We start from the raw sequence: 18,584 nt of genomic DNA, 5'->3' as shown, positions 1-18,584 counted from the left end.
GCGCCGCTGGGCGCCCTCCTTTCGGGGAGGGCGCCCAGCGGCGTTTCGTATGCTGGGCGCCATGCCCACCTCGCCTCACCCCGTCGTGTTCCGTTCCGTGCTCGGGTGGGTGTGGCTCGGCCTCGCGGCCGCCGTGAGCGTGTTCCTCGTGGCCGACATGGCGGTCCGCGCCAGCGCCTGGGACGCGTTCCTTGTCGCCCCGTGGCTCGCGGCCGTGGTCTGGCTCGTGTGGATCTTCCAGACGGCGCCCCGCATCGTCGCCGACGCGCGTGGCGTGCGCTTTCACAACGTGCTCCGCATCGTCGACGTGCCGTGGTCGGCCGTCCGCAGCCTCCGCCTGCGCTACAGCGTCGAGCTCACCCTGCGCTCCGGCGGCACGGTGACGGCGTGGGGCGGTGCGTCTCGGCGCATGCACCGCTCGCTGAAGCGCCAGGACGTGGATCCGGCGGAGCTGCAGGTGGAGTCCCTCGAACAGCTGCACGCGCAGGCGGAGGAGGGGCCTGCGGACGTCCGGCGCGGATGGGACTGGCCCGCGGTCGCGACCGGCGCGGTCATCGTCGTGTGGATCGCGTTCTCGCTGGGCGTGACGGGCGGCTTCGTCGTCCCCGGCGCCGCCTGACGGGCCGTGGTGGGAGCGCTCAGGCGCTCGCGATAGGATGGGGTGCCCCGGTTTCGGGGTGATTCCCTACCTCGAAGGACCCCTTCATGGCGCTTGTCCACCGTTCCGACCTCCGCAACGTCGCGATCGTCGCGCACGTCGACCACGGCAAGACGACCCTCGTCGACGCCATGCTGCGACAGACCGGATCGTTCGGAGACCACGAGCACGTCGACGAGCGCGCCATGGACTCGAACGACCTCGAGAAGGAGAAGGGGATCACGATCCTCGCCAAGAATACGGCGATCTCCTACAACGGCGCGCACACCGACGAGCCCATCACGATCAACGTGATCGACACCCCGGGTCACGCGGACTTCGGCGGCGAGGTCGAGCGCGGCCTCTCGATGGTCCACGGTGTCGTCCTCCTCGTCGACGCCTCGGAGGGCCCGCTCCCGCAGACCCGCTTCGTGCTCCGCAAGGCGCTCGAGGCGAAGCTCCCCGTGATCCTCCTCATCAACAAGACGGACCGGCCCGACTCGCGCATCGAGGAGGTCGAGTCGGAGGCGCAGGACCTGCTCCTCGGCCTCGCGGGCGACCTCGCGGACGACGTTCCCGACCTCGACGTCGACGCGCTGCTCGACGTTCCGGTCGTCTACGCCTCGGGCCGCGCGGGCGTGGCCTCGCGCACCCGCCCCGCCGACGGCACCCTGCCCGACGGTGAGGACCTGGAGCCGCTGTTCGAGGCGATCCTCGAGCACGTGCCCGCCCCGACCTACGACGACGACGCACCGCTGCAGGCGTGGGTGACGAACCTCGACTCGTCCCCGTTCCTCGGCCGCATCGCGCTCCTGCGCGTGTTCTCGGGCGAGCTCAAGAAGGGCCAGACCGTGGCCTGGGTGCGCAGCGACGGCACGCAGCAGTCCGCCCGCATCACCGAGCTGATGATGACCAAGGCGCTCGAGCGCTTCCCCGCCGAGAAGGCGGGCCCCGGCGACATTGCGGCCATCGCGGGCTTCGAGGACATCATGATCGGCGAGACGATCGCCGACCCGGAGGACGTGCGTCCGCTGCCGGCGATCACGGTCGACGAGCCCTCGATCTCGATGACGATCGGGACGAACACCTCGCCGCTGGTCGGCAAGGTGAAGGGCCACAAGCTCACGGCGCGCATGGTGAAGGATCGCCTCGACCGCGAGCTGATCGGCAACATGTCGATCCGCGTAAAGGACATCGGCAAGCCCGACGCGTGGGAGGTGCAGGGCCGCGGTGAGCTGCAGCTCGCGATCCTCGTCGAGAACATGCGCCGCGAGGGCTTCGAGCTCACGGTCGGCAAGCCGCAGGTCGTCACGCGCAAGGACGAGGACGGCAAGGTGCAGGAGCCGTTCGAGCACCTGACGATCGACGTCCCCGAGGAGTACCTCGGCGCGATCACCCAGCTCCTCGCGGCCCGCAAGGGCCGCATGGAGACCATGACGAACCACGGCACGGGCTGGATCCGCATGGAGTTCGTCGTGCCCTCGCGCGGCCTCATCGGGTTCCGCACGGTGTTCCTCTCGACGACGCGCGGCACGGGCATCGCCAACGCGCTCTCGCACGGCTACGGCCCGTGGGCGGGCCAGATTGAGGCCCGCGCGCAGGGCTCGATCGTCGCCGACCGCGCGGGCGTCGTGACGCCGTTCGCGATGATCGCGCTGCAGGAGCGCATGTCCTTCTTCGTCCGGCCGACGGAGGAGGTCTACGAGGGCATGGTCATCGGTGAGAACTCGCGCGCCGACGACATGGACGTGAACATCACGAAGGAAAAGAAGCTCACGAACATGCGCTCGGCGACCGCCGACTCCTTCGAGTCGATGACGCCGCCGCGCATCCTGTCTCTCGAGGAGTCGCTCGAGTTCGCCGCCGAGGACGAGTGCGTCGAGGTGACGCCCGAGATGGTCCGGATCCGCAAGGTCATCCTCGACCAGACGGAGCGCAGCCGCGCGACCGCGCGCCTGAAGCGCCAGAACTGATCCGCGCGTTCCGAGGGCCCCGGGGTTTCCCGGGGCCCTCGGCGTATTCTGGGCCCATGCGTGCCCCGATCCTCTCTCGCCTGCTGTCCTGGCTCCTCGCCGCTGTCGCGGGCGCGGTCTTCGGCGTGGCGGGCACGATCTCCCACCCCCTGGTCGCGTGGGCGTGGCTGCCGATCGGGTTGATCGCGGGGGGAGCGGGCTGCCTGGCCCTGCTCGTGGCGATCCGCCTCCTCGTCGTCGACCGCGGGGCGGTGCTCGCCGCGGGGCTCGGCATGCTCGCCGCGCTCACGGTGTACTCGGGGGAGGGGCCCGGCGGATCCGTCGTCGTCCCGCAGGCGGCCGAGGGGGAATTCCCGATCGGTGTCGTGTGGTCGGTGGCGCTCGCGGCGATCGTCCTCGCCGTCGTCGCGTGGCCGCGGATCCCCCGCGCGCGTGTCGCGGGTCACACGGCGTCACAGTAAGGCGTGCCTTCGGGGCGCGGGGGCGATCCGACGCGTAGAATCGTCGACGTGACTTACGTGATCGCCCTTCCGTGCGTGGACGTCAAAGACCGCGCCTGCATCGATGAGTGCCCGGTCGACTGCATCTACGAGGGTGAGCGCAGCCTCTATATCCACCCCGACGAGTGCGTCGACTGCGGCGCCTGCGAGCCCGTGTGCCCCGTCGAGGCGATCTACTACGAGGACGACCTGCCCGACGAGTGGCAGGACTACTACAAGGCGAACGTCGAGTTCTTCGAGGACGTGGGATCGCCGGGCGGCGCCGCCAAGGTGGGCGTGATCGCGAAGGACCACCCGGTCATCGCGGCGCTTCCCCCCCAGGGCGAGTAGCCCGTGTCCATCAACGACCTCGACGACTACCCCTGGGACGCCGTCGAGCCGTTGCGTGCGCGCGCCGCAGCGCATCCCGGCGGGCTGTGCGACCTGTCGATCGGTTCCCCCGTCGACCCGACGCCGAAGATCATCCGCGACGCGTTGGTCGAGGCCACCGACGCGCACGCGTACCCCGCGACGATGGGATCCGCCGAGCTGCGCGACGCGATCGTGTCGTGGTATGCGCGGCGTCGCGGTGTGCCGGGCCTCACCCGCGACAACGTCCTGCCGACCATCGGGTCGAAGGAGCTCGTCGCGCTGCTGCCGACCCTCCTGGGCCTCGGCGAGGGCGACATCGTCGTACACCCCCGCGCGGCGTACCCGACGTACGCGGTCGGCGCGCAGGTCGCGGGCGCGACGGCCGTGGCCGAGGACGACCCGGCCGCGTGGCCCGCGGGCACGAAGCTCGTCTGGATCAACTCGCCGGGCAACCCCGACGGTCGGGTGTGGGACGTTCCGTCGCTCGCCGCCGCGGTTGAGCGCGCGCGCGAGCTGGGCGCCGTGCTCGCGAGCGACGAGTGCTACGCGGAGCTCGGGTGGGACGCGCCCTGGGACGCGGAGCCGATCCCGAGCGTGCTGGATCCGCGTGTCGCGGGCGCCTCGCGCGCGAACCTCCTCAGCGTGTACTCCCTGAGCAAGCAGTCGAACCTCGCGGGGTACCGCGCCGCGTTCGTCGCGGGCTGCTCCCGCATCGTCGCGGGGCTCCTGAAGAACCGCAAGCACCTCGGCCTCATGCCGCCGGCGCCCGTACAGCACGCGATGGCCGTCGCGCTCGGCGACGACGCGCACGTCGCGGCGCAGAAGGCGATCTATCGGGCCCGGCGCGAGGTGCTGCGGCCCGCCCTGGAGGCGGCGGGCTTCCGCGTCGACGCGAGCGAGGCCGGCCTCTACCTCTGGGTCACCGAGGGGCGGGACGCCTGGGACTCCATGGCGCGTCTGGCCGACCTGGGGATCCTCGCGGGCCCCGGCGTCTTCTACGGCGAGTTCTTCCCGCAGCACGTGCGGGTCTCCCTCACGGCGCCGGACGACAGGGTGCGCGCCGCGGCGGAACGCCTGCGCGGCGCTCGGCCCTAGCGTCTGGCGGATCCCACAGCGCCAGCCGCGGGAAGATTGCCGATTTTCACAGTTGCCGCCGCGGGCCGATAGGCTAGGGCGGGACGTGCCGCGGAACCCGCGGGACGCCCCGCACGTTTCGAACACAATGCACAAAACGCGAGGAGGCGCCGTGAGCGACGCGGGACACCTGCCCGAAAAGGCCACGCTGACCGTCGGTGACAAGACCGCAGAATTCCCCGTCCTTCCGGCGGTCGACGGCAAGCCCGCGATCGACGTCTCGACGCTGTCGAAGCAGACGGGCTACACGGCCCTCGACTACGGATTCGTGAACACGGCGTCGACGAAGTCGGACATCACCTACATCGACGGCGAGGCGGGGATCCTCCGCTACCGCGGATATCCGATCGACCAGCTCGCGGAAAACGCGACGTTCCTCGAGGTCGCCTGGCTGCTGATCTACGGCGAGCTGCCGACGGCGGACCAGCTCGCCGAGTTCGACGACAAGATTCGGCACCACACGCTCCTGCACGAGGACCTCAAGCGCTTCTTCTCGGCGCTCCCGTCGGGCGCGCACCCGATGGCGGTGCTGTCGTCCGCGACCTCGGCCCTGTCGACCTATTACGAGTCGCAGTCGGATCCGAACAATCCCGAGCACGTGGAGATGAACATCATCCGCCTGCTCGCGAAGCTCCCGGTCATCGCGGCGTACGCGCACAAGACGTCGAGCGGCCAGGCGTTCCTCTATCCCGACAACTCGCTCGGGTACGTCGAGAACTTCCTCCGCCTGAACTTCGGCGTCATGAGCGAGCCGTACGAGGTCAACCCCGTCATGGCCCGCGCGCTCGAGCGCCTGCTCATCCTGCACGAGGACCACGAGCAGAACGCGTCCACGTCGACGGTGCGGCTGGTCGGGTCCACGGGCGCCGACCAGTTCGCCTCGATCTCGGCGGGCATCCAGGCCCTCTCGGGCCCGCTGCACGGCGGCGCGAACGAGGCCGTGCTGAAGATGCTCGCCCAGATCCGCGACTCCGGCGAGGGCGTCGGGCGTTTCGTCGAGCGGGTGAAGAACAAGGAGGACGGGGTCAAGCTCATGGGCTTCGGCCACCGCGTCTACAAGAACTACGACCCGCGCGCGGCGATCGTGAAGCAGTCCGCCGACGAGGTGCTCGCCTCCCTCGGCGTGAGCGACCCGCTCCTCGACCTCGCCAAGGAGCTCGAGGAGATCGCCCTCAACGACGACTACTTCCGGTCGCGCAACCTGTACCCCAACGTCGACTTCTACACCGGCGTGATCTACAAGGCGATGGGCTTCCCGACGCGCGTGTTCACCGTGCTGTTCGCGATCGGTCGCCTGCCCGGCTGGCTCGCGCAGTGGCGTGAGCAGAACCTCGACCGCCAGTCGAAGATCGGCCGCCCGCAGCAGCTCTACATCGGCTCGCCGGAGCGCCGCTACCCCGGCGCCTGAGCCCGGCGCGAAACGGCGGCCGCCCCCTGTGAGGGGGCGGCCGCCGTGGTGTGCGGGTGGGGCGTTACGCGTGCAGCGTCTCGTTGAGCGTCACGCCCACGCCGCTCCGGCGCCGCGCCTCGATCGCGCCCGACACGGAGTTGCGGATGAACAGCACGCCGCTCGCGCCCGATAGCTCGGCGCCCTTGACCACCTGCGGCGCGCCGTCGGCCGTGCGCGGCGCGTCGGCGAGGACGACCTTCGTGCCGGCGGTCACGTAGAGGCCGGCCTCGACGACGCAGTCGTCGCCGAGGGAGATGCCGATGCCCGCGTTCGCGCCGAGGAGGGTGCGCTCCCCGATGCGCACGCGGTGCGCGCCGCCCCCGGACAGCGTGCCCATGATCGAGGCGCCACCGCCGATGTCGGATCCGTTGCCCACGACGACGCCCTGGGAGATCCGGCCCTCGACCATGGACGCGCCGAGCGTGCCGGCGTTGAAGTTCACAAAGCCCTCGTGCATGACGACCGTGCCGGGCGCGAGGTGCGCGCCGAGACGTACGCGCGACGCGTCGGCGATGCGCACGCCCTCGGGAAGGACGTAGTCGGTCAGGCGCGGGAAGCGGTCGACCGCGTAGACCTGGAGCCCCTCGCGGCGGAGCGAGGCGAGGCGGGAGGCCGCGACGGCGGCGTCCGCCGGGCCGGCGGACGTCCACGCGACGTTCGGGAGGTGCGCGAACAGGCCGTCCAGGCTGAGGGCGTTGGGCTCGACGAGCAGGTGCGAGAGCGCGTGCAGTCGGAGGTACGCGTCGGGCGTCGACGCGACGGCCGCGTCGAGGTCGATCTCGACCTCGACGACCGACATCGTCACGTCGCGGCGGGCGTCGCGGCCGGTGGCGGACTCGATCGCCGCGCGCGCGGCGGGCACGTCGATCTCGCTCAGGCGCGAGAGGGAGGGGGAGGGGAACCAGGTGTCGAGGATCGTGCCGTCGGACGCTGCGGTCGCGAGTCCGACGCCGGAGGCCCAGCGCGTGTCAGTCATGCCTCCAGGCTACCGAGGTCGAGCCGTCCGCCGCGCGCCGCCTAGGCTGGGGGCATGCTCGACCTCACCGCCAGCTCCGCCGACATCACCCGTGCCCTCTGCGACGTCCCGAGCGTGTCGGGCGAGGAGGCCGAGCTCGCGGGTCTCATCGAGGCCGCCGTGCGGCCCCTGGCGCACCTCGACGTCGTGCGCGACGGCAACGCGATCATCGCGCGCACGCGCCTCGGACGCGAGCGCCGGGTCGTGATCGCCGGGCATATCGACACCGTGCCGATTCACGACAACGTGCCCACGCGCCTCATCCAGGAGGACGGGGAGGACGTCATCTGGGGCCGCGGCACGGTCGACATGAAGGCGGGCGTCGCGGTTCAGCTGCGGCTCGCGGCGGAGCTGACCGACCCGGCGGTCGACATCACGTGGGTCTGGTACGACCTCGAGGAGGTCGAGGCCGTGCGCAACGGCCTCGGTCGCATCGCGCGCGAGCGCCCCGAGCTCCTCGCGGGCGACTTCGCCATCCTCGGCGAGCCCTCGAACGGATCCGTCGAGGGCGGGTGCAACGGCACGCTGCGCGCGGTCGTGCGCACGGAGGGGATGCGCGCGCACAGCGCGCGGTGGTGGATGGGGGAGAACGCCATCCACCACGCGGCGGCCATCCTCGAGCGCCTCCAGTCGTATTCGGCGCGGACGATCGACGTCGAGGGCCTCGCCTATCGCGAGGGCCTCAGCGCGGTCCGGATCTCCGGCGGCGTCGCCGGTAATGTCATCCCGGACGCGTGTGAGGTCGAGGTCAACTACCGGTTCGCGCCCAGCGCCTCCGGCGAGGAGGCGGTCGCCTACGTGCGCCGCGTCTTCGAGGGCTTCGAGGTCGAGATCACCGACCTGTCGCCGGGGGCGCGCCCCGGGCTCGACGCGCCGCTCGCCCGCGCCTTCGTCGAGGCGACCGGCGGCGTGGCGACGCCCAAGTACGGCTGGACCGACGTCGCCCGCTTCAGCGAGCTCGGGATCCCCGCGGTCAACTACGGGCCGGGAGACGCGCAGCTCGCGCATCACGACGAGGAGCGCGTGCCCGTCACCCAGATCGACGCCGTCGAGCGGGGCCTCAGGGCGTGGTTGACCGCCCGCTGACGCGGAGGCTCGGATCGGGCCTGGCGGCCCTGCCCGCCGCCGGCCGGATCGCCCTCCTCTACGCGGCCGCGCGGGTCGTCACGACGCTGTTTGCGCTCGCGAGCGCGGCGCTCGCGCCGGCGAACGGGCGCCATGGCCCGGACCCATCCCTCCTCGACTACATCGTCGGGTGGGACGGCGCGTGGTACCGGGAGATCGCGCTGAACGGGTATCCCGCGACGCTGCCGGTCGACGACGCGGGCGTCGTGCAGCAGAACGCGTGGGCGTTCCTGCCCGTTTTTCCGTCCCTCGCGCGGGCGCTTGCCGCCCTCGTGCCGGGGGCCGGGTGGGGGACCGACGACGTGTGGGCCGTGGCCGACGCGTGGGCCCTGACGGCGGCCCTCGTCGCGCTCGTGGCGGGCTACGCGGCGTGCCTCGGCCTGTACCACCTGTTCGCGCCCGCGGTCGGCCCGGCGCGGGCGACGTGGGGCGTGGCGTTCGTCGCGGCGGGCCCGCTGGGCTTCCTGTTCCAGGTGGCCTACGCCGAGACCCTCTTCCTCGCGCTCATCGTCTGGGCCCTCGTGGCGCTCCGAGCGGGGCGCTGGGGCCCGCTCTACGTGCTCGTGCCTGCCGCGGCGTTCACGCGCCCCGGAGAGCTCGCTCTGGCGCTCACCCTCGGCGCATACGGCGTCTGGCGGTTCGCGCACCGGCGTCGCCGGCGCCTGCGCGGGGCGGAGGTCGGGCACATCCTCGCCCTCGGCGCGATCGGGACGGCCGCAGGATTCGCCTGGCCGCTCGTGGCCGCGGTGGCGACGGGCAGCGGATCCGCGTATTTCGACACCGAGCTGGCGTGGCGCCGGGGCTGGGTCGGCGCGGAGGCGTCCGGGTTCGTGCCCGGCGAGGGGTGGGCACAGGCCGCGCCGATCTGGGCAGGCCTGTGGGGCGTGCCGACCTGGTTCCTCCTGGGCCTCGCGATCGCGGTCGCCGCCGCGACCGCCGCGGCGCTCTTCCTCCCGCCCGTGCGCGCGCTGGGGCCGGAGGCGCGCCTGTGGTGCGCCAGCTACGCCCTCTACCTCCTGCTCGTGCTGTTCCCGCAGTCGAGCGTCATCCGCCTGCTCCTCCCGCTCGCGCCGCTCGCGGTGCTGCCCGCCGCGCTCCCGCGTGCGGGTCGCATCGCGGCGCTGTGCGCCGGCCTCGCGGCGCAATTCTGGTGGATCCATGCCATGTACGGGTGGGGGAATACGTTCTACCTCGTCCCCTGACGCGCGGCTTCGCCGGCCGGACACGGCGCCCGCGGGCGCGCGGGGGCACGTCCCGCAAACGATAAGATGGGGGAGACCACTTACGGAAGGGGAGCCACCAATGGCTGCTATGAAGCCGCGCACCGGAGACGGGCCCATGGAGGCCGTCAAGGAGGGGCGCCTCATCATCGTCCGCGTTCCGCTCGAGGGCGGGGGGCGTCTCGTCGTCTCCGTCAACGACGAGGAGGCGAAGGAGCTCCACAGCGTGCTGGGCGCCGCCGTGGACGCAGCCTGAGCTGTTTCGCACCGGAAAAGGGCCGGATCCTCTGAAAGAGGATCCGGCCCTTTTGCGTTCCCGTCAGCGGGCGAGCCGCGTCTCGGTCGTCGTGGTGATCTGCAACAGGCCCTCGGCGGCGGGCGAGAGCGCGGCGATCACGCCGGTCGCGCCGAGCGTCTCCACGATGAGGGCGCGCATGTCGGCCGTGTGCGCGTCGCGGGCCACCGGGTCCGCGACCCTGCCGCCCGCGAGCGCGCGCGGCACGAGCACGGTGCCGCCGGCCCGCGCCAGCCGGAGCGCGTGCGCGATGTCGTCCATGACGGTGGCGGGATCGCCGTCGACGAGCACGATGTCGTATGCGCCTTCGTTCATGCGGGGGAGAACGTCGGCCGATCGACCCGAAATCGTCCGGGCGCGAGCCGCAGGCACGCCCGCGAATGAGAACGCATCGCGGGCCGCGGCCAGGTGCTCGGGCTCCTTGTCGATCGTCGTGAGCACGGCGCTCGGCGCGCCGTGCAGGAGCCAGAGCCCGGAGACGCCGGCGCCCGTGCCGACCTCGATGATCGCGGACGCGCCTGAGGCCGCGGCGATCACGGCACACTGCGCGCCGACGGCGGGGCTGACAGGAGCCGCGCCGAGCTCGAGCGCGTGCTGGCGCGCGCGGGCGATGTGGTCGGGCTCGACGACGGCCTCGCGGACGAATCGGGCGATGGCGCTGTCATTCATGGACCCCAGCCTAGGGCGCCGCGGCGGAAACGTCGCTGACAGGCCGCGCCGGGCGGGGGCAGTAATCTGGAGGGCATGTTCAACGGGTTCGCGATCGAGAAGATCATCATCGTCGCGGTGATCGCCGCGATCGTGATCGGACCCGAGCGCCTCCCGCAGGCCGCGGAGTGGCTCGCGCGCGCCGTGCGCCGCACGAAGGAATACGTCCAGAGCGCGCGCACCCGCGTCGAGAGCGAGATGGGCGAGGATTTCTCCGAGGTCGACTGGCAAAAGCTCGACCCGCGGCAGTACGATCCGCGCCGCATCATTCGCGAGGCGCTCCTGGAGGACGACGCGCCCGCGTCCGCTCGGCCCGCCGCCGTGATCGCGCCCCCGCGCACGGAACCGCTCGTGGCGAGGGTGTTCTCCGCCGAGGAGCCCCCGCCGTTCGACGACGAGGCGACCTGACCGTAGCGCCCTCAGGCGGTCGCGAGGGGGAGCTTCCGTCCCGCGAGCCGGCGGCCTCCCGACGCGAGGCGCGCGGCGAGGGACTCGACCGCCCGTGCCGCGGCGTCGTCCGGATGCGATACCACGACGGGTTCTCCGGCGTCGCCGGCCTGGCGGAGGGCGGGGCTGAGGGGGATCGAGGCGAGGACCTCGACGGGCTCCTCTACGCCCTCGGAGAGAGCGCGCGCGACCTCGGCGCCGCCGCCCGACCCGAACAGGTCGAGCGTCGTGCCGTCGGCCAGCGGCATGGCCGCCATGTTCTCGACGACCCCGACGACCCGCTGTCCGACCTGGCGCGCGACGAGGCCCGACCGGATCGCGACGTCGCTCGCGGCGGCCTGGGGTGTGGTGACGACGAGGACCTCGGCGCCCGGGAGAAGATGCCCGGCGGAGATGGCGATGTCGCCGGTCCCCGGCGGCATGTCGAGGAGCAGGACGTCCAGGTCCCCGAAATAGACGTCCGTGAGGAACTGCTCGAGCGTGCGATGCAGCATCGGCCCGCGCCACATGACCGCGCCCGGGGAGGATCCGTCGGACTGCTTCAGGAACATGCCGATCGAGATCGTCTTCACGTCGTGCGCGACGGGCGGCAGGATCATGTCGCCGACCTGGGTGGGGGAGGGCGCCTCGCCGTCGCGGACGAGGCCGAGAAGCTGCGGGATCGAGAACCCGTGCACGTCGGCGTCGATCAGGCCGACCGTGAGCCCGCGGCGGGCCAGCGCCACCGCGAGGTTCGCCGTGACGGTGGACTTCCCGACGCCGCCCTTGCCGCTCGTGACCGCGACCACGCGGGTCAGCGTGCCCGCGCCGAAGGGGTTGCGGCGCCCCGGGCCCTTTAGGCGCTCCGTGAGTGCCTTGCGCTCGGCGGGGGTCATGACGCCGACGTCGATCGTGACGGATCCGCCGGGAGCGGCCGACTCGGCGGCCGAGCGCACGTCCCGCTCGATCCGGTCCGCGGCGGGGCACCCCGCGATCGTGAGCGCGATCTCGACCCGCACGTCGTCGCCGGTGGCGGTCACGCCGCGCACCATGTCGAGCTCGGACAGAGGCCGGCGCAGCTCCGGATCCGTGACGCGGCCGACCGCGGCACGGACGCGGTCGGCGAGGGCAGAGTCCGTCACGCGTCGTCCTTCCTGCGATGATGCGGCGCGTCGAGCTCGCGGAGCGTCTTCTCGAGCGCTTCCAGCGTGAGCCGCACCGACGCGATCTCACGGGCGAGATACTCGGTGTCGGCGAGATTGCGCTCGGCGCGCTGGCGGTCTTGCTCGAGGGCCACTCGGTCGCGATCGTCCTGCCGGTTCTGCGCCAGGAGGATGAGGGGCGCGGCGTAGGACGCCTGCAGCGAGAGCAGCAGCGTCAGCGCCGTGAACCCGATCGCCGCGGAGTCGAATCGCCACTCCAGCGGCGCGATCGTGTTCCAGGCCATCCACGCCACGCAGAACAGGGTGAGGATGACGAGGAACCAGGGCGTGCCCATCGCGCGCGCGATCCACTCCGTCGCGCGCCCGAACCGATCGCTGGCGCGCGGCGCGTCGTCGCCGAGCGCCGGCCGGCGCCCGCGCGCGAACCCGCGGTCCTGGGGCGCGGCCATCACGCACGCTCCGTGCGGATCGCACCGGTGGCGGTCGCGGGGAGGGGATCATCCTCGTCGTGCGAGCGCCAGTCGTCGGGGAGGAGGAAGTCGAGCATGTCGTCGACGGTGACGGCGCCGAGGAGGCGGTGCGCGGGATCCGCGACCGGCATCGAGACGAGGTCGTAGCTCGCGAGCCGCCGCGCGACCTCGGCCGCCGGCGCCGTGGCCTGCACGGGCTCGAGCGAGTCGTCGAGGATCGCGCCGATGCGCTCGTGCGGCGGGTAGCGCAGCATGCGCTGGAAGTGCACGGCGCCGAGATAACGGCCCGTCGGGGTTTCGTAGGGCGGGAGCGTGACGTAGACGCTCGCCGCCAGCGCGGGGTGCAGTTCGTGGCGGCGGATGTGGGCGAGCGCCTCCGCAATCGTCGCGTCGGCGGGGAGGATGAGCGGCTCCGTGGTCATCAGACCGCCGGCCGTGTCGGATCCGTATCGCAGGATCAGGCGCACGTCGTCCGCCTCGTCCGGCTCCATCATCTGGAGCAGCTCCTCGCTGCGCTCGTCGCTCAGCTCCGCAAGGACGTCCGCGGCGTCGTCGGGGTCCATCGCGTCGAGCACGTCGGCGGCGCGCTCGTCGCCGATCGCCTCCAGGATCTGCACCTGCTCCTCCTCGGGCATCTCCTCGAGGGCGTCGGCGAGACGCGCGTCGCTGAGCTCCGCGACCACCTCGATCATGCGGTCGGCCGGAAGGTCGAGCAGTGTGTTGGCGAGGTCCGCGGGGCGCAGCTCCGCGAAGCTCTGCGCGAGATGCTCGGCCGACTGCGCCTCGCCGGGAGCCTTCTGCTCGATGACCTCGGCCCACCGCGCGAAGGTCGTCGGTCCCTTGGAGAACGGGGATCCGCTCGTGCGGGGCCGACGGAGGAAGAGCTGCGACACGGACCACTCGCCGATGCGGCTCGGCTCGATCCCGACGTCCTCGATCGTGGCGGAACCCTCGCCCGAGCGGAGGTCGACACGCCTGCCGATGATCTCGGCCATGATGCGGCGTTCGTCGGCTCGGGGCTGAAAGCGGCGCACGTTGATGAGGCCCGTCGTGATGACCTGGCCCTGCGCGATCGACGTGACGCGGCCGATCGAGACGAAGACCTGTCTGCGGCCCGGGATCTCGAGGACGAGGCCGATGACGCGAGGCGCGCCGGCGCTGCGATAGACGACCACGACGTCGCGGACCTTGCCCAGGCGGTCGCCCGCCGGGTCGAAGACGGGGCACCCGGCCAGGCGCCCGACGAAAACCCTCTGCGTGCTCACCAGGCCAGCGTAACGGCGTGGGCCGCGGATCCGGTCCGGTCGCGTCGCGCGCCCCGCGTCGTTCGCCCAGAGCGCGATCGCGTCGTGGTCCGCGCACGCCGTGGGAGAATCGCCTCATGAGCATGATGAACGCGCGCGGCCGCACGCCCGAGGTCGGCGAGACGGTCGCCACCTTCACCACGTACGAGGGCGCGCAGAAGGCCGTGTCGATGCTCATCGAGAACAGCGTGCCGGCGCGCGACATCGCGATCGTCGGCACGGCGCTGCGATCGGTCGAGAAGGTCACGGGGCGCCTTGGCTGGGCGCAGTCGGCGTGGCAGGGAGCGCTCAACGGCGTCATGCTCGGCCTGCTGTTCGCCGCGTTCACCGTGATCTGGGTGCCGGACGTGCCGCTCGCGACCATGGGCGGCGTCATCCTCATCGGCGTGGGGCTCGGGATGCTCTTCCGGCTCCTGAGCTATTCGATCGTGCGGCGCCGGCGCGACTTCGCGAGCGTCATGACGGTGGCCGCGGACCACTACGAGGTGGCCGTGTCCGCGCCGCAGGTGGCCGAGTCTCGGCGCCTCCTCGGAACGACGAAACGCCCCCGGACGGTCGTCGCGCAGCCGCGCTCCACGGAGCCGCCGCGCTACGGGATCCGCCTGAGCGATCAGCAGACCGATCAGGCTCACGCGCCCGCCGCCGATGAGGCGATCCCGCCGGCCACCCGCGAGACGCCGCCCGCGCCGGAGGCGCAGGCGGCGCACGACGCGGGCGGCGACGGTGCGGACCGGGACGCGCCGGATCAGTCGCGGGACTGAGCCAGCCAGGCCTCGATCTCGTCGGCCGTGCGCGGGATGCCGGCCGAGAGGTTCACGGGGCCGTCCTCGGTCATGAGGATGTCGTCCTCGATCCGCACGCCGATGCCGCGGTACTCGGCCGGAACGGTCTCGTCGTCGATCTGGAAGTACAGCCCCGGCTCGATCGTGAACACCATGCCCGGCTCGACGACGCCCTCGTAATACATCTCTCGGCGCGCCTGCGCGCAGTCGTGCACGTCGAGGCCGAGGTGGTGGCTCGTGCCGTGCACCATGTACCGGCGCTGGTGCCCGCCGCGGTCGGCATCGAGCGCCTCCTCGGCGCTCACGGGCAGCAGCCCCCATTCGGCCGTGCGGCGCGCGATGACCCCCATGGCCGTGTCGTGCAGCTCGCGGAAGCGCATTCCCGGCCGGGCGGCGGCGAACGCGGCGTCGGCGGCCTCGCGGACCGCCTCGTAGATCCGGCGCTGGATCGGCGTGAAGGTGCCGCTGACCGGCAGCGTGCGCGTGATGTCGGCGGTGTAGAGGCTGTCGACCTCGACGCCGGCGTCGACGAGGATAAGGTCGCCCGGCAGGACGGCGCCGTCGTTGCGCGTCCAGTGCAGGTAACACGCGTGGGGACCGGAGGCGGCGATCGTGTCGTAGCCCTCCCAGTTGCCGTCGCTCCGGGCGCGCAGGTGGAACACGCCCTCGACGACCCGCTCGCCGCGCGGGTGCTCGATGATGCGCGGCAGCTCGCGCACGATGTCGTCGAAGCCGCGGGCCGTCGTGTCCACGGCGAGCTGCAGCTGCTCGATCTCGTACGCGTCCTTGACCAGGCGCAGCTCCGAGACCGCGCTCGTGAGCCCGTCGTGCTCGCCGACGACGAGATCGTCGGGCGTGCGCTCGAGGGTCTCGAGCGGCGCGGTCGCGACGCCGAGATCGGCGGCAACGGCGGCCAGCGAGGGACGCGGGCCGACCCAGAACTCGCCGATCGTCGCGTCGCGGTAGAACTCCTCGGTCTCGCGAGTCGCGCGATCGCGCAGGTACAGCGTCACGTCGTGGCCCGATCCGGCCGGCTCGAACAGGAGCACGGAGTCCGCGACCGCGTCGGATCCCCACCCCGTGAGGTGAGCGAACGCCGAGTGCGCGCGGAACGGGAAGTCGGTGTCGTTACTGCGCTGGGCGAACCCGCCGGCGGGGATCACGAGGCGCTTTCCGGTGAACTGCGCGCTGAGGGCGGCGCGCCGCGCGAGCGCGAAGGGCGCCTGCGGCCGCTCGGGGGGCAGCGTCTCGTCGCGCGCGGCCCAGCCGGTTCCGATCGTGTCGAGGAACCCCTGGGGGTAGGGCTGACGGCGGTTGGTGTTGGTGTCCGCGCCGTCTTCGGTCTTCTGATCCGTGGACGTCATCTGTCCAGTCTCTCACCGGCCGGAGCGCCCGCGCCCGGTCAGTTCGCGGGTTCGAGCTGCACGACGAGCGGCCGGTGGTCGCTGCCCGCGTCGTCGAGGGTCGTGAGCACAACGGATCCCGTCGTCTCCCACGCGTCTGACGCCATGACGTGGTCGATCGGCGCGCCGAGGATCGAGGGAGCGCTCGCGGGCCAGGTGCCGACGGCGCCATTGCCCGTCACGGCGGCGGAGTCGGTGCACCAGCCCATGTCGTGGCCCGACTCGCCGAGGCCGGCCATGTTGTCGAGCGTCGCGTTGAAGTCGCCAGCGAGGATGACGTTGCCGTCGACGCACTGGTCGGCCAGCCAGCGCAGGTCGCTGCGCCACGCGCTCATGTACTGCGGCTGCGGGGCGACCGCGTGCGCCGCGACGATGATGGGCCCGTTCCCGGAGACGGGCATGGCGACGGCGGTCGGGAGCATCGTCGTCCCGTCGTCGGAGGCGTCGATGACGGAGTAGTCGCCGAGTTCCGGCGAGATGAGGATGGTCGTCTGCCACGCCTGGGGCCCGAGCTTGACCTCCTCGTTGTAGGTCTCGTTGTGCACCCACATGGGCTGTCCGAGGTCGCGCATGAGGACGGCGACCTCCTCGCCCACGCCCTCCGCGGTCTCGGGGAGGACGACGACGTCGGCCTCGATCGCGGCCGCCGTCTGCGCGATGGTGTCCGCCCCGGCCGCGTTGCCGGCCGTGTTCCACGTCATCACCCGGATGCTTGCCTCGGTCTTGTCGGGCAGCGACGCGGATCCGTACCCTCGCAGGCCGAGGGTGACGCCGCCGCAGATCGCGCCGACGACGCAGACGAAGGCCATCGAGAGGGCGAATCCCCGCAGGCGCCGCGCGGCGGCGAGCAGGAGGAAGAGGACCGAGAGGGCGGCGAGCACGGCGACGGTCCCGCCGCGAAGCGCCGCGAGTTGCGCGAACGGGAGGGTTTTCTCCAGCTCGAAGAAGTGCGGCCACGTCACGACGGCGACGGCGCACGCGAAAAGAACCGTGATGAGGATTCCCAGCCAGCGCAGCACGCTCGCGACACTACGCACGGCGCCTGGGAATATCCGCATTCCGCCTCGTCTCACGCGAACGCCGCCGGGGGCCGGTGTATGCCCGGCCCCCGGCGGCGTCCGTCGGCGCTACGCGCCCTGCTGGGTCTGGCCCGAGGAGCGCCGGCGCCGCCGACGGCGGCGCGCCGCGGCGGGCTTGCCGTCGTGGTGCTCCTTGCCCTCGCCGTCGTGCGTGCCCTCGCCCGGGCCCTTCTGCGCGCGCTCGCCGTCGCCCGTCTCGGGCGACCGCGTGCGGCGCCGCGATCGCGACTCGCCGCGCGGACGCTCGTCGGACTTCTTCTCCGGGGCGTCGACGATCCGGCCCTTCGTCCCCTCCGGGATGTTCAGGTCGGTGTAGAGGTGCGGGCTCGTGGAGTACGTCTCGACCGGCTCGGGCTGCCCGAAGTCCAGCGCGCGGTTGATGAGCGCCCACTTGTGCAGGTCGTCCCAGTCCACGAACGTCACGGCCGTGCCCTCGCGGCCCGCGCGACCGGTGCGGCCCGCGCGGTGGAGGTACGTCTTCTCGTCGTCCGGGATCGTGTGGTTGATCACGTGGGTGACGTCGTTGACGTCGATGCCGCGCGCGGCGACGTCAGTCGCCACGAGGACATCCCGCTTGCCCGCTTTGAACGCCGCCATCGAGCGTTCGCGCTGCTCCTGGCCCATGTCGCCGTGCACCCCGCCCACGCTGAAACCGCGGTCGCCGAGCTCGTCGACGAGGCGCTGCGCCGCGCGCTTCGTGCGCGTGAAGATGACGGTCTTGCCGCGGCCCTCGGCCTGCAGGATGCGGCCGATCACCTCGTCCTTGTCGAGCTGGTGCGCGCGGTAGATGACGTGGCGGATGTTGGCCTGCGTGAGGCCCTCGTCGGGGTCCGAGGCGCGAATGTGAATGGGGCTCGACATGAACCGCCGCGCCAGCGCGACGATGGGGCCGGGCATCGTCGCGCTGAACAGCTGCGTGTGGCGCTGCGGCGCGACCTTCTGGAAGATCTTCTCGATGTCCGCGAGGAAGCCGAGGTCCAGCATCTTGTCGGCCTCGTCGAGGACGACCTCGGTGGCGTTCGAGAGGTCGAGGAGACGCTGGTTCGCGAGGTCGATCAGGCGGCCGGGCGTGCCGACGACGATCTGGGCGCCCGCGCGCAGCTGCTCGATCTGACCCTCGTAAGCCTTGCCGCCGTAGATCGCCACGACGCTCGTCGACCGGCCCCGCGTGAGCAGGTCCATGTCCTCGAAGACCTGCGTCGCGAGCTCGCGCGTCGGGACGACGATGAGCGCCTTGACGCCCGGTTCCGGATCCGCGCCGAGGCGCTGGACCACCGGGATGCCGAACCCGAAGGTCTTGCCCGTCCCCGTCTTCGCCTGGCCGATGACGTCCTGGCCGGGGAGGGAGATGGGGATCGTCTGCTCCTGGATGGGGAACGCGTCCTGGATTCCCTTGTTCGCGAGGACGTCGACGATGTCCTGATCGACCCCGAGGTCTGAGAACGATGTCATGTGCGGTTGTCGCCTGTCTCGGCGGTGCGGCGCGCCTGCCGCGCGCGGCGACCGCCGCCGTGATGGTCCACGCCCCGTTCGTCACTGCCACAGGCGC

The 18,584-nt window shown here is 72.0% G+C and carries 19 protein-coding genes; 11 read left to right on the top strand and 8 right to left on the bottom strand.

Annotated features, from left to right (window positions below; genetic code table 11):
* The first annotated feature begins 61 nt into the window (after nucleotides 1-61).
* The 6 genes from G8E01_RS09015 (at nucleotide 62) to G8E01_RS08990 (ending at nucleotide 6,003) form a co-directional block, all read left to right on the top strand.
* Complete coding sequence (locus G8E01_RS09015; RefSeq protein WP_166318740.1) at nucleotides 62-619, top strand: PH domain-containing protein; 558 nt, start codon at nucleotides 62-64, stop codon at nucleotides 617-619.
* Nucleotides 620-705: 86 nt separating this feature from the next.
* Entirely contained in the window at nucleotides 706-2,610 is a 1,905-nt protein-coding gene (typA, locus tag G8E01_RS09010; protein ID WP_155047532.1) for a translational GTPase TypA, read from the top strand.
* Between the two features lie 56 nt (nucleotides 2,611-2,666).
* Complete coding sequence (locus G8E01_RS09005) at nucleotides 2,667-3,071, top strand: histidinol dehydrogenase (protein WP_166318737.1); 405 nt, start codon at nucleotides 2,667-2,669, stop codon at nucleotides 3,069-3,071.
* A 48-nt stretch (nucleotides 3,072-3,119) separates the two neighbouring features.
* Nucleotides 3,120-3,440, top strand: a complete 321-nt coding sequence (gene fdxA, locus G8E01_RS09000; protein WP_166318734.1) for a ferredoxin — start codon at nucleotides 3,120-3,122, stop codon at nucleotides 3,438-3,440.
* 3 nt (nucleotides 3,441-3,443) lie between these two features.
* Nucleotides 3,444-4,556, top strand: coding sequence for a succinyldiaminopimelate transaminase (dapC, locus tag G8E01_RS08995; RefSeq protein WP_166318731.1), 1,113 nt, complete (start codon nucleotides 3,444-3,446; stop codon nucleotides 4,554-4,556).
* Nucleotides 4,557-4,707: 151 nt separating this feature from the next.
* On the top strand, nucleotides 4,708-6,003 hold the full coding sequence (locus tag G8E01_RS08990) for a citrate synthase (RefSeq protein WP_166318728.1): 1,296 nt from the start codon (nucleotides 4,708-4,710) through the stop codon (nucleotides 6,001-6,003).
* 64 nt (nucleotides 6,004-6,067) lie between these two features.
* On the opposite strand, the gene dapD is transcribed toward G8E01_RS08990, so the two are convergent.
* Nucleotides 6,068-7,021, bottom strand: coding sequence for a 2,3,4,5-tetrahydropyridine-2,6-dicarboxylate N-succinyltransferase (gene dapD, locus G8E01_RS08985; protein WP_166318725.1), 954 nt, complete (start codon nucleotides 7,019-7,021; stop codon nucleotides 6,068-6,070).
* A gap of 54 nt (nucleotides 7,022-7,075) precedes the next feature.
* Here dapD and dapE point away from each other — a divergent pair, with 54 nt between their 5' ends.
* The 3 genes from dapE to G8E01_RS08970 all read left to right on the top strand — a co-directional run bounded on the left by dapE (nucleotide 7,076) and on the right by G8E01_RS08970 (nucleotide 9,661).
* Nucleotides 7,076-8,146 carry a succinyl-diaminopimelate desuccinylase gene (gene dapE / locus G8E01_RS08980; RefSeq protein WP_166318722.1) on the top strand — a complete coding sequence of 357 codons (1,071 nt, stop codon included), beginning with the start codon at nucleotides 7,076-7,078 and terminating at the stop codon, nucleotides 8,144-8,146.
* Nucleotides 8,128-9,387 (top strand): hypothetical protein, encoded by a 1,260-nt coding sequence (locus G8E01_RS08975; RefSeq protein WP_166318719.1) that lies wholly within the window; start codon nucleotides 8,128-8,130, stop codon nucleotides 9,385-9,387. The genes dapE and G8E01_RS08975 overlap by 19 nt, the downstream gene beginning before the upstream one ends.
* A gap of 100 nt (nucleotides 9,388-9,487) precedes the next feature.
* Entirely contained in the window at nucleotides 9,488-9,661 is a 174-nt protein-coding gene (locus G8E01_RS08970) for a DUF3117 domain-containing protein (RefSeq protein ID WP_155047536.1), read from the top strand.
* A 63-nt stretch (nucleotides 9,662-9,724) separates the two neighbouring features.
* Here G8E01_RS08970 and G8E01_RS08965 read toward each other — a convergent pair whose 3' ends face one another.
* A complete protein-coding gene (locus G8E01_RS08965; protein ID WP_166318716.1) occupies nucleotides 9,725-10,369 on the bottom strand; it encodes an O-methyltransferase in 645 nt (214 codons plus the stop codon).
* Nucleotides 10,370-10,444: 75 nt separating this feature from the next.
* Here G8E01_RS08965 and G8E01_RS08960 point away from each other — a divergent pair, with 75 nt between their 5' ends.
* A complete protein-coding gene (locus G8E01_RS08960; RefSeq protein ID WP_166318713.1) occupies nucleotides 10,445-10,816 on the top strand; it encodes a twin-arginine translocase TatA/TatE family subunit in 372 nt (123 codons plus the stop codon).
* Nucleotides 10,817-10,827: 11 nt separating this feature from the next.
* On the opposite strand, the gene G8E01_RS08955 is transcribed toward G8E01_RS08960, so the two are convergent.
* From G8E01_RS08955 to G8E01_RS08945, 3 genes are read right to left on the bottom strand one after another with little or no spacing between them, the layout of a single operon-like run.
* Entirely contained in the window at nucleotides 10,828-11,976 is a 1,149-nt protein-coding gene (locus tag G8E01_RS08955; protein WP_338100777.1) for an Mrp/NBP35 family ATP-binding protein, read from the bottom strand.
* A complete protein-coding gene (locus G8E01_RS08950) occupies nucleotides 11,973-12,446 on the bottom strand; it encodes a DUF1003 domain-containing protein (RefSeq protein WP_166318710.1) in 474 nt (157 codons plus the stop codon). The genes G8E01_RS08955 and G8E01_RS08950 overlap by 4 nt, the downstream gene beginning before the upstream one ends.
* Entirely contained in the window at nucleotides 12,446-13,732 is a 1,287-nt protein-coding gene (locus G8E01_RS08945; protein ID WP_166318707.1) for a magnesium transporter MgtE N-terminal domain-containing protein, read from the bottom strand. The genes G8E01_RS08950 and G8E01_RS08945 overlap by 1 nt, the downstream gene beginning before the upstream one ends.
* Before the next feature lie 116 nt (nucleotides 13,733-13,848).
* Between G8E01_RS08945 and G8E01_RS08940 the strand changes: the two genes are divergently transcribed.
* A complete protein-coding gene (locus G8E01_RS08940; protein WP_166318704.1) occupies nucleotides 13,849-14,532 on the top strand; it encodes a YflT domain-containing protein in 684 nt (227 codons plus the stop codon).
* Here G8E01_RS08940 and G8E01_RS08935 read toward each other — a convergent pair.
* From G8E01_RS08935 to G8E01_RS08925, 3 genes are all read right to left on the bottom strand, one after another.
* Nucleotides 14,517-15,917 carry an aminopeptidase P family protein gene (locus G8E01_RS08935; protein ID WP_166318701.1) on the bottom strand — a complete coding sequence of 467 codons (1,401 nt, stop codon included), beginning with the start codon at nucleotides 15,915-15,917 and terminating at the stop codon, nucleotides 14,517-14,519. The genes G8E01_RS08940 and G8E01_RS08935 overlap by 16 nt on opposite strands.
* A gap of 38 nt (nucleotides 15,918-15,955) precedes the next feature.
* Nucleotides 15,956-16,975, bottom strand: a complete 1,020-nt coding sequence (locus G8E01_RS08930) for an endonuclease/exonuclease/phosphatase family protein (protein WP_338100776.1) — start codon at nucleotides 16,973-16,975, stop codon at nucleotides 15,956-15,958.
* 108 nt (nucleotides 16,976-17,083) lie between these two features.
* On the bottom strand, nucleotides 17,084-18,487 hold the full coding sequence (locus G8E01_RS08925; RefSeq protein ID WP_166318695.1) for a DEAD/DEAH box helicase: 1,404 nt from the start codon (nucleotides 18,485-18,487) through the stop codon (nucleotides 17,084-17,086).
* Nucleotides 18,488-18,584: the final 97 nt, after the last annotated feature.

It is taken from the genome of Microbacterium excoecariae, from assembly GCF_011326725.1.
In the GTDB taxonomy this organism is placed as follows: domain Bacteria; phylum Actinomycetota; class Actinomycetes; order Actinomycetales; family Microbacteriaceae; genus Microbacterium; species Microbacterium excoecariae.
The sequence above is the reverse complement of the archived record's forward strand: the minus strand, read 5'-3'. Positions and strand labels throughout refer to the sequence as shown.